This window comes from Micromonospora sp. NPDC050495 (assembly GCF_040655175.1).
Classification (GTDB): Bacteria; Actinomycetota; Actinomycetes; order Mycobacteriales; family Micromonosporaceae; genus Micromonospora.
Window position 1 is genome coordinate 1 of record NZ_JBFAJK010000092.1, and the last position, 10,148, is coordinate 10,148.

General features: G+C 73.1%; 10 protein-coding genes. 7 read left to right on the top strand and 3 right to left on the bottom strand.

The genetic code is table 11. From position 1 onward, the window contains the following. Positions 1-432 precede the first annotated feature (432 nt). The 3 genes from AB0I11_RS33605 (at position 433) to AB0I11_RS33615 (ending at position 2,569) form a co-directional block, all read left to right on the top strand. Entirely contained in the window at positions 433-1,353 is a 921-nt protein-coding gene (locus tag AB0I11_RS33605) for a PAC2 family protein (RefSeq protein ID WP_357329865.1), read from the top strand. A 78-nt stretch (positions 1,354-1,431) separates the two neighbouring features. After that, positions 1,432-2,229 (top strand): exodeoxyribonuclease III, encoded by a 798-nt coding sequence (locus tag AB0I11_RS33610; RefSeq protein ID WP_357329867.1) that lies wholly within the window; start codon positions 1,432-1,434, stop codon positions 2,227-2,229. A 19-nt stretch (positions 2,230-2,248) separates the two neighbouring features. Then, complete coding sequence (locus tag AB0I11_RS33615) at positions 2,249-2,569, top strand: antibiotic biosynthesis monooxygenase (protein ID WP_357329869.1); 321 nt, start codon at positions 2,249-2,251, stop codon at positions 2,567-2,569. A 109-nt stretch (positions 2,570-2,678) separates the two neighbouring features. Here the strand turns inward: AB0I11_RS33615 and AB0I11_RS33620 are convergent, their stop codons facing one another. The 3 genes from AB0I11_RS33620 to AB0I11_RS33630 form a co-directional block, all read right to left on the bottom strand. Then, positions 2,679-3,263, bottom strand: coding sequence for a hypothetical protein (locus AB0I11_RS33620; RefSeq protein ID WP_357329871.1), 585 nt, complete (start codon positions 3,261-3,263; stop codon positions 2,679-2,681). A 264-nt stretch (positions 3,264-3,527) separates the two neighbouring features. Then, on the bottom strand, positions 3,528-4,202 hold the full coding sequence (locus AB0I11_RS33625) for a class F sortase (RefSeq protein ID WP_357329873.1): 675 nt from the start codon (positions 4,200-4,202) through the stop codon (positions 3,528-3,530). A gap of 8 nt (positions 4,203-4,210) precedes the next feature. Further along, positions 4,211-4,813, bottom strand: coding sequence for a hypothetical protein (locus AB0I11_RS33630; RefSeq protein ID WP_357329875.1), 603 nt, complete (start codon positions 4,811-4,813; stop codon positions 4,211-4,213). Positions 4,814-5,025: 212 nt separating this feature from the next. On the opposite strand from AB0I11_RS33630, the gene trmB reads away from it, so the two are divergent. The 4 genes from trmB to AB0I11_RS33650 form a co-directional block, all read left to right on the top strand. Next, positions 5,026-5,652: a tRNA (guanosine(46)-N7)-methyltransferase TrmB gene (gene trmB, locus AB0I11_RS33635; RefSeq protein WP_357329883.1), complete on the top strand. Its 627-nt coding sequence runs from the start codon at positions 5,026-5,028 to the stop codon at positions 5,650-5,652. Between the two features lie 47 nt (positions 5,653-5,699). Further along, positions 5,700-8,204 (top strand): DUF3516 domain-containing protein, encoded by a 2,505-nt coding sequence (locus tag AB0I11_RS33640; protein ID WP_357329877.1) that lies wholly within the window; start codon positions 5,700-5,702, stop codon positions 8,202-8,204. A gap of 120 nt (positions 8,205-8,324) precedes the next feature. Further along, a complete protein-coding gene (locus tag AB0I11_RS33645) occupies positions 8,325-8,972 on the top strand; it encodes a hypothetical protein (protein WP_357329879.1) in 648 nt (215 codons plus the stop codon). Between the two features lie 281 nt (positions 8,973-9,253). After that, the coding region (locus AB0I11_RS33650; RefSeq protein ID WP_357329881.1) for a manganese catalase family protein at positions 9,254-10,148 on the top strand (895 nt) is incomplete at its 3' end.

A 10,148-nucleotide genomic window follows, 5' to 3' on the forward strand; every position in this document is an offset into this window, starting at 1 on the left:
GCCATCTGGCACAACCGAGCTACCGGCCAACCCGTCACCCGATCTTTGACCGCCTACGACCACTGATCAGGATTAGGACTTACTCGTCTAGGGCGATCGGGTGGCTCTCGTCACAATATGCCCGATTCGATCCGGACGGCCGGTCCCGGCCCACCCCGGGCCGGAGCAGACCCGGCAAACCGGTCGAACCTCCGGGGCGACCCGGTCCGCACCGCGCCGGGCAGGAACCTCGCAGCCGCCCCCACCCAGGCCCTTGATCGACTAACTCGTCCTTTCGGCCGGTCCGGACCTACGACTTCCGGCCGATCGTGATCATCCCCCCGCCGCGACCGGGCGGTAACGGAATGGACCAGGATGGTCGGTACGTTGGGCGGACGGGGTGCCGTGCGCGCACGGCCCGCCGCACCCGCGTATCCAGGGAGGTCCCCACCGGTGCTCGACCCACACGAGCTCTACGAACTGACCGACGATCTGCCCGAGCTCGGGCAGCCGGTCCTGATCCAGGCACTCACCGGCTTCGTCGACGCCGGCAGCGCCACCCGGCTGGCCCGGGAGCAGCTGCTCACCTCCCTCCAGGCCCGCACCATCGCCCGGTTCGACATCGACCAGCTCTTCGACTACCGCTCCCGCCGGCCGGTGATGACCTTCGTCGAGGACCACTGGGCCGAGTACGACGCCCCGGCGCTGGAGCTGCACCTGCTGCACGACGACGACGAGACCCCGTTCCTGCTGCTCACCGGCCCCGAGCCGGACCTGCAGTGGGAGCGGTTCGTGGCCGCCGTGGCCGCGGTCGCCGCCCGGCTCGACGTCCGGCTCACCGTGGGCCTCAACTCGATCCCGATGGCGGTGCCGCACACCCGGCCCAGCGGGGTCACCGCGCACGCCACCCGCCCGGAGCTGATCTCCGGCTACGAGCCGTGGCTCCAGCGGGTCCAGGTCCCCGGCAGCGTCGGGCACCTGCTCGAGTACCGCCTCGGCCAGCAGGGCCGCGACGCGCTCGGCTTCGCCGCCCACGTGCCGCACTACGTCGCGCAGACCGAATACCCGGCGGCCGCCGAGGCGCTGCTCACCGCGGTGTCCCGCAGCACCGGGCTGCTGCTGCCCCACGACGGCCTGCGCTCGGCCGCCGAGGTGGTCCGGGTGGAGATCGACCGCCAGGTCGCCCAGACCGAGGAGGCGGCCACCCTGGTGCAGGCCCTGGAAGAGCAGTACGACACGTTCGCCCGCGGTCGCGGCGCGAAGAACCTGCTGGCCGGCGAGACCGGCCCGCTACCCACCGCCGACGAACTCGGCGCCGAGCTGGAACGCTTCCTCGCCGAGCAGACCCGACCGGGCGACACCCCGGAACGCTGAGCCGTCCCGGCCCGGCCGGCGCGACACCCCGGCCGGGCTGACCCGGCGCGGCGGGCCGGGATGCGGCAGGCTGGAGACATGCGCCTGGCGACCTGGAACGTCAACTCGGTGAAGGCCCGCCTGCCCCGGCTGCTCGACTGGCTGGCCAGCACGAAGCCCGACGTCGTGTGCCTGCAGGAGACGAAGTGCCCCGACGGGGCGTTCCCGGTCGCCGAGGTCGGCGCCCTCGGCTACGAGGTGGCCAGCCACAGCGACGGGCGGTGGAACGGGGTGGCCATCCTGTCCCGGGTCGGGCTGGCCGACGTCGCCGTCGGCTTCCCCGGCGAACCCGGCTTTCCCGAGCCGGAGGCGCGGGCCATCTCCGCCACCTGCGCGGGGCTGCGGGTCTGGTCGGTGTACGTGCCGAACGGGCGCGCCCCGGACGACCCGCACTACGCCTACAAGCTGGCCTGGTTCGCCGCGCTGCGCGACGCCCTGGAGCCGGAACTCGCCACCGGCCGGCCGCTGGCCGTCTGCGGCGACTTCAACGTGGCCCCCACCGACGCCGACGTGTGGGATCCGGCGCTCTTCGTCACCTCCACCCACGTCACCCCGGCCGAGCGGGCCGCCCTGGCCGCACTGCGCGACCTCGGTCTCAGCGACGTGGTGCCCACGCCGATGAAGGGCCCGCACCCCTTCACCTACTGGGACTACCGGGCCGGGATGTTCCACCAGAACAAGGGCATGCGGATCGACCTGGTGTACGCCTCCGCGCCGTTCGCCCGCGCGGTCACCTCGGCGTACGTGGACCGGGAGGCGCGCAAGGGCAAGGGCCCCTCCGACCACGCCCCGATCGTGGTCGACGCCGACCTGGTGCCGGCCGTCGAGTCGTTCTGAACGCCGTAGGGTGGGACGCATGGCAGTCGTGAAGATCAACGCGATCGACGTCCCACCCGGTGCCGGCGAGGAGCTGGAGAAGCGCTTTGCGGCCCGGGCCGGCGCGGTGCAGAACTCCCCCGGCTTCCTCGGCTTCGAGCTGCTCCGCCCGGTCGCCGGGGCGAGCCGCTACTTCGTCTACACCCGCTGGGAGTCCGAGGAGGCCTACCAGGCGTGGGCCCAGGGGCCGTCCCGGGCCGCGCACGCGGGCGGCGCGGACGCCGCGCCGCGCCAGCCGGTGTCGACCGGCGCCACGCTGCTGGAGTTCGAGGTGGTCCAGCAGGTGGCCGGCAAGGCCTGAGCCGCCCGCCCCGCCGGGCACGGAAGCCCGCCGGACATGGAGGCCCGCCGGGCACGGAAGCCCACCGGGCACGAAGGCCCGCCGGGCGCGGAGTGGCCGTCCGGCGGGGTCAGATTCCGGCCGCGGCGGCGTAGCGGCGGCGCAGGTCGGCCATCTCCTGCGGGGCCAGCGCCTCCTTGAGCGCCGGCTCCGCGTACCTGGGCGGGAACATCTGCCGCAGCCGGTCGACGAACCTCACCTCGGCGGTCGCCTCGACCACCTGGATGCCCGGCGGGTCGCTGGACATGTCCATGATCAGCGGGCCGGCGAGCTTGACCGCCAGGTCCCAGGGGCACTTCTGCTCGGCGACCCCGCACAGGTGGAAGCCGTAGACCGTCCGCACGTCGGCCAGGGTGCCGGCAGCGGCCGGCTCGTAGCCGTAGACGCGGACCCCGCAGATGACCGGCGGCTTCTCCGCCCCCGCGGTGGCCGCCCGCTGGGTGTTGGATCCGGCGTGGTTGTGCTGCCCCGGGTCCACCCGTTCGAGGGTGGTACGCATCCGGGCCATCAACTGCCCCTCCAGGTCGGCCGGCTGTACCCCCACGCCGGCCGATCGGTGCAGGACGACCGCGACCGCCGACACCGTCAGCAGGATCACCGCCGCCCACACGTAGCGGTTCCGGTACCAACCCGCGAGACTCTCCCGGGAGATCATGATCGCTTTTCACCTCGTCGCCGGTTCTGGTGCGCTGGCAATGGAGATGACCCGGCGATGCGGCGCCCGGGCCGCTGCCGAAGCGGCCCTCTGCCGGCACTGCGCTGCTCCCGTGCTCGCCGTGCCCAGCGCGGTTGCCCCCGGCGCTGCGGCGCTGGGAGCCATTCCAGCACGCCCCGGGCCGCTCCGGCAACATCGACGACCCTGACTACCGGTCCGGGCGGCCCGGGTCCGCCCGGCCCTGCCCGCGCCGGACCGCGCCGGTCAGGTGGCGCGGGTGTCGAGCAGGGCGGCGAAGACGATCACGTTGTCCTGGTAGCCGGTCCCCCCACCGACCCACTCCCCGCCGCAGGTGATCAGCCGCAGTTCCGCCGGGCCGGCGTCGCCGTACACCCGGTCCGCGGGGAGGTTGGCCTTGTCGAAGTACTCCACCGTCCGGACCGCGAAGGTCACCACCCGCCGGTCCGACCGGGTCACCTCGATCCGGTCGCCCGGCTTGAGGTCGTGCAGCCGGTAGAAGACCGCCGGACCGCTCTTGGTGTCGACGTGCCCGACGATGATCGCCCGGCCCGCCTCGCCGGGCACTGCCCCCCGGTCGTACCAACCGGTCTGGTTGTGCTGGGTCAGCGGCGGAACGTCGATCGAGCCGTCCCGGGCCTGGCCGACCGGGGTGACCGGGGCGGTCACCTTGATCGCCGGCACGGCGAGCCGGACCGGGCGGGCGGCGGGCGTCCGCGCCGGCGCCGGCGCGGTGGTGCCCGGGGTCGGTCCGGTGGCCGCCGGCACCCAGTCGAACGGCCCCGCGGTGCGTCCCAGCCCGGCGCCGGTGGCGAAGACGCCGATCAGCACCAGGATCACCGCCAGCGGCGCCGCCCAGGGACTACGTCTCCGGACCGGGGCCGGCGGAGTGGCGGGCGAGGAGGCGGGCTGCGGGGGCATGGCGGCACTCAGCGGCGGGCGGCGCCACGGACCGTCCGGGGCCGGCGCGACGCGGCCACGCCGACCACGCCCCCGGCCACGGTGAGCGCCAGACCGATCGGCACCAGCAGGCCACCGGCGCCGATCCCGGCGGTGCCGCCGAACCCGGTGGCCGGGCCGCGGCTCGGCTGCACCCGCTTGACCACCTGGAGCATCGTCGAGGCGGTCTCCCCGCCGGGGCACTCCAGCTTGACCCGGTAGTTGCCGGGCCGGGTGCGCTCCTTGACCATCGGCGAGGCGGTGAGCAGCCCGTGCTGCGGGTGCACCTGAATCCGGCCGAACGCGTCCGAGACCACGATCGCCGGCACGGAGTTGTCCCGGCAACTGGCCCGGACGCCGACCAGGAAGCCGGGCTCGACGGTGCTCGGGGTGACCTCCACGAAGATCACGTCGGCGGGCGGCTGCGTCCCCGGCTGCCCGGGTCCGGGCGCGGCGACGGGCACGACGGCGGCTGGCGCCGGAGCGGTCGCCACCCGTGCGGCGCCGGCCTGGGCGGGCCCGACGCCGACCAGCGGGGCGCTGCACGCGGCGGCCGCGACCAGCAGCGCCGCCCGTCCCGTGACTGACACCATGGCCCCTCCCGGCGCCGTCGCGTTGGCGGTGTCGGGCGGCGCGCCACCCGTCCTGCCGTACGGGATGAATCCTCTCACCCCCGGCCGTACCGCACATCCGATCCGGCGCCACGGTCGCGTACGCTCGGGTCGCTGTGACCTCCACCGACTCGCCGGCCGCCCCGCCGGCCCACCCCGCCCGCATCCGGACCTTCCACCCGCGTCGCGGGCGGATGGGCGACCGGCAGCGCGACGCGCTGGCCCGGCTCTGGCCCGCGTACGGGCTGGAGATCGCCGACCTGGACGGGCCGTGCGATCCGGCGACGCTGTTCGACCGGCGGGCGCCGCTGGTGCTGGAGATCGGCTCCGGCATGGGCGACGCCACCGCCGCGATGGCGGCGGCCGACCCGGACCGACACTATCTGGCGGTCGAGGTGCACACGCCCGGAATCGGCAACCTGCTCGACCTGGTCGAACGGCACCGGCTGGCGAACGTCCGGGTGGCCCGCGGCGACGCGCTCGACCTGGTCCGGGCCCTGCCGGCGGGCTGCCTGGACGCGGTGCACGTCTTCTTCCCCGACCCGTGGCCCAAGGCCCGGCACCACAAGCGGCGGCTCATCCAGCCGGCGCACGTGGCGCTGCTGCGCTCCCGGCTGGCCCCCGGCGGGACGCTGCACTGCGCCACCGACTGGGCCGAGTACGCCGAGTCGATGCGCCAGACGTTGACCGCCGACCCGGACCTGGTGGACGTACACGGGGGCTACGCGCCGCGCCCGGCGCACCGGCCGGTGACCAAGTTCGAGCGGCGCGCGCTCACCGCTGGGCGGGAGATCTTTGACCTGATCCACCGGCGGCGCTGAACCCGGTTGGCGCGGCGACCCATGATCCAGGCACGATGGGAGTCGCCATGACTCTCACCGCCGCGCTGCCGAAGACCGCCGATCCCGACACCCTCTACGACGCGTTCGCCTCCTGGGCGTCCGAGCGCGGCTTCGCCCTCTACCCCCACCAGGAGGAGGCGGTCATCGAGATCGTCTCCGGCGCGAACGTGATCATGAATACCCCGACCGGCTCGGGCAAGAGCCTGGTGGCGATCGCGGCGCACTTCGCCGCGCTGGCCGACGACCGGACGAGCTTCTACACCGCGCCGATCAAGGCGCTGGTCTCGGAGAAGTTCTTCGCCCTCTGCGAGGTCTTCGGCGCGGAGAACGTCGGCATGCTCACCGGCGACGCCAGCGTCAACGCCGACGCCCCGATCATCTGCTGCACCGCCGAGATCCTGGCGAACCTGGCGCTGCGCGAGGGCGCCCGGGCCGACGTCGGCCAGGTGATCATGGACGAGTTCCACTTCTACGCCGAGCCCGACCGGGGCTGGGCCTGGCAGGTGCCGATCATCGAACTGCCGCAGGCCCAGTTCGTGCTGATGTCCGCCACGCTCGGCGACACCACCCGCTTCGTCGACGACCTGACCCGGCGCACCGGGCGGCCGACCGCCGTCGTCCGCTCGGCCGAGCGGCCGGTCCCGCTGCTCTTCTCGTACGCGCTGACGCCGCTGCACGAGACCCTGGAGGAACTGCTGGCGACCAAGCAGGCCCCGGTCTACGTCGTGCACTTCACCCAGGCGGCCGCCCTGGAACGGGCCCAGGCGCTGATGAGCGTCAACGTCTGCACCCGCGCGGAGAAGGACATGATCGCGCAGGCGATCGGGAACTTCCGGTTCACCTCCGGCTTCGGCAAGACGCTGTCCCGGCTGGTCCGGCACGGCATCGGCGTGCACCACGCCGGCATGCTGCCCAAGTACCGCCGCCTGGTGGAGACCCTGGCCCAGGCCGGGCTGCTCAAGGTCATCTGCGGCACCGACACCCTCGGCGTCGGCATCAACGTGCCGATCCGCACCGTGCTCTTCACCGGCCTGAGCAAGTACGACGGCACCCGCACCCGGCTGCTCAAGGCCCGCGAGTTCCACCAGATCGCCGGCCGGGCCGGGCGGGCCGGGTTCGACACCCTCGGCCGGGTCGTGGTGCAGGCCCCCGAGCACGTGATCGAGAACGAGAAGGCGCTCGCGAAGGCCGGCGACGACCCGAAGAAGCGCCGCAAGGTGGTGAAGAAGAAGCCGCCGGAGGGCTCCATCGGCTGGGGCGAGCCGACCTTCCAGCGTCTGGTCGAGGCCGAGCCGGAGCCGCTCACCTCCAGCTTCCAGGTCAGCCACTCGATGCTGCTCAACGTGATCGGCCGGCCGGGCGACGCGTTCGCCTCGATGTGGCACCTGCTCACCGACAACCACGAGGACCCGGCCGCCCAGCGCCGGCACATCCGCCGGGCCATCGCCATCTACCGGGCGCTGCGGGCCGGCGGCGTGGTCGAGGAGCTGCCCGAGCCGGACGAGACCGGCCGGCGGGTGCGCCTGACCGTCGACCTCCAGCTCGACTTCGCGCTCAACCAGCCGCTGTCCCCGCTGGCGCTGGCCACCGTCGAGCTGCTCGACCGGGAGTCCCCGTCGTACGCGCTCGACGTGCTCAGCGTGATCGAGTCGATCCTGGACGACCCGCGCCAGGTGCTCTCCGCGCAGCAGTTCAAGGCCCGCGGCGAGGCGGTCGCCGCGATGAAGGCCGAGGGCATCGAGTACGAGGCCCGGCTGGAACTCCTCGACGAGGTGACCTGGCCAAAGCCCCTGGCCGAGCTGCTGGAGTCGGCGTACGAGATGTACCGGCAGGGCCACCCGTGGGTCGCCGACCACCAGCTCTCCCCCAAGTCGGTGGTCCGCGACATGTACGAGCGGGCCATGACCTTCTCCGAGTACGTGCAGTTCTACGGCCTGTCCCGCTCCGAGGGCCTGGTGCTGCGCTACCTCGCCGACGCGTACAAGACGCTGCGGCAGACCGTCCCCGAGGACGCCAAGACCGAGGAGCTGGTCGATCTCATCGAGTGGCTGGGTGAGCTGGTCCGGCAGGTCGACTCCAGCCTCATCGACGAGTGGGAGCGGCTGCGCAACCCGACCGACGTCGAGGAGGTGGCCGCCTCGCTGGCCGACCGGCCGCCCGCGGTCACCCGCAACGCCCGGGCGTTCCGGGTGCTGGTGCGCAACGCGCTGTTCCGCCGGGTCGAGCTGGCCGCGCTGCGCCGCTGGGACCTGCTCGGCGAGCTGGACGCCGGGGACGGCTGGCACGCCGACGCGTGGGCGGACGCGCTGGAGCCGTACTTCGAGGCGTACGACTCGATCGGGGTGGGGCCGGACGCGCGCGGGCCGGCGCTGCTGATGATCGAGCAGGGCCGGGAGAAGTGGACCGTACGCCAGATCCTGGACGACCCGGAGGGCGACCACGACTGGGGGATCAGCGCCGAGATCGACCTCGCCGCCTCCGACGAGGCGGGCGCGGCGGTCGTCCGGATCACCGACGTCGGACAGTTGTAGGGACGGCGCGAAAAAGGGCCGCCCGGGATGTCCGGGCGGCCCTTTTCGCACCCTGGGCGATGTCAGACCTGTCGATTAGAATGTGTGTACTAATCGAGCTTTTGACCTGGGAGGATGCTCGTGACTGCGCCCACCTCCGCCACCCCCGTCACCCCCTACGCCACCCTCCTCGGGTTCACCCGGTACGTGGACCGCACCGGGCCCACCAAGGCCACCTTCGTGGGCGGCCTGCGCAAGCAGCGGGCGAGCCGGCACGGATTCAACCCGCACGGCCAGTTCGTCAAGGCGCTCAAGGCCGACATCGCCTTCCACACCGGCGGCACCCACCTGGCCCAGGTGGCCGACGTGGTCAAGCCACGCTGGCGCCCGCTCTACGAGGCGCTGGTGCCCGGGGCGACCACCTGGCTGCACTCGCTCGGCGAGCCGGCCGGCGTCGACCTGGCCCAGACCCGCGACGCCCTGGCCATGCTGGGCGACCTACCCGTCAAGATCAACCCGCACTTCGGGGTGCGCTACGCCGACGGCCGCGCCGAGGCGGTCCGGCTGCACTTCGACGAAGCCCCGCCGAGCGACGAGACCACCCTGGCCACCCTGCACCTGATGGCCCGGCACATGGACGCGGTCCTGCCGCACGCCGAGCCGGTGCTGGTCGACGTCCGCCGTGGCCAGGTGCACCGGATGCCGGGCGACGTCAAGCCCGAGCAGATCGAGCAGTGGCTGGCGGGGGAGGCCGCGGCGTTCCGCGCCATCTGGTCCACCGCCGCCTGACCCGACCCGCCCCGACGAGCGGCCGCCCCTCCCCGGGCGGCCGCTCGTCGGTGTCTGCGGGTGGTCGACCGGCATGATCACCCCGGATGATCCCCGCCGCGATCCGGTTCGCCCTCTTTCGGGGAGGTGCATGGCATATGTAAGCCGATGTCGGAAGCTGGACTCATGAGAGTTCCTCAGCGTGTGCCGGCCGCGCGCCGGCCGGGCCCGCTGACAGCCCGGCGAGCCGCGCCGGACCGGGAACCGGCTGGCAACGGCACCGGTGAGTCCGAGGAGATGTGATGTTCACGCATATGAAGGACCTGCAGTTCGAGGCGAAGCCGGACGGGCCGGACGCGGCGTTCGCCCGCCGGCTGCAGGAGGTCCTGGGCGGCAAGTGGGGCGAGATGACCGTCGCCAACCAGTACCTCTACCAGGGCTGGAACTGCCGACTGCCCGGCAAGTACAAGGACCTGCTGCTCGACGTCGGCACCGAGGAGATGGGCCACGTCGAGATGATCGCCACGATGATCACCCGGCTGCTGGAGAACGCCCCGCTGTCGCTGGCCGAGGCCGCCGAGGACAACCCGATGGTCGGCGCCATCTACGGCGGGTCGAACCCGGCGCACTTCATCCACGGCGGCGGGGCCCTGCCGGTGGACAGCGCCGGCGTGCCGTGGAACGGCAACTTCATCACCGCCAGCGGCAACCTGATGGCCGACTTCCAGCTCAACGTCACCGCCGAGGCACAGGGCCGCCTGCAGGTCGCGCGCCTGTTCAACATGACTCGAAGGAGTTCACCGCGGAGTTCAGCTACACGTACCTGGACTTCTCCCCGGGTCAGGACGCGGCCGAGGGCCGGTGGGCCTCGGGTCCCACCCCCGACGGCAAGGGCGAGTTCCGCTACGACCACAGCCCGCGGGCGCACGCCCCCGAGCCGGTCCTGCCGCCGGGCGACCCCCGCCTGTACGGCACCAACCCGGGCCTGGCCGGCAAGGTCGCCGCCAAGGTCAAGAGCAAGCTCACCTGACCACCGCGCCGGGCCGGCCGCCGATCTACATCGCCGCGGGCGGCCCCCTGGTCGCGCGGTACGCGGGGCGCGCCGGCGACGGCTTCATCTGCACCTCCGGCAAGGGCATGGAGCTCTACACCGACAAGCTCATGCCGGCCGTGGCCGAGGGCGCCGGCAAGGCCGGG

Bases quoted from the DNA above. Each gene is read 5' to 3' on its own strand.
- AB0I11_RS33610 (WP_357329867.1), top strand. From the start codon at position 1,432: ATGCGCCTGGCGACCTGGAACGTCAACTCGGTGAAGGCCCGCCTGCCC.
- AB0I11_RS33615 (WP_357329869.1), top strand. From the start codon at position 2,249: ATGGCAGTCGTGAAGATCAACGCGATCGACGTCCCACCCGGTGCCGGC.
- AB0I11_RS33620 (WP_357329871.1), bottom strand. From the start codon at position 3,263: ATGATCTCCCGGGAGAGTCTCGCGGGTTGGTACCGGAACCGCTACGTG.
- AB0I11_RS33625 (WP_357329873.1), bottom strand. From the start codon at position 4,202: ATGCCCCCGCAGCCCGCCTCCTCGCCCGCCACTCCGCCGGCCCCGGTC.
- AB0I11_RS33630 (WP_357329875.1), bottom strand. From the start codon at position 4,813: ATGGTGTCAGTCACGGGACGGGCGGCGCTGCTGGTCGCGGCCGCCGCG.
- trmB (WP_357329883.1), top strand. From the start codon at position 5,026: ATGGGCGACCGGCAGCGCGACGCGCTGGCCCGGCTCTGGCCCGCGTAC.
- AB0I11_RS33640 (WP_357329877.1), top strand. From the start codon at position 5,700: ATGACTCTCACCGCCGCGCTGCCGAAGACCGCCGATCCCGACACCCTC.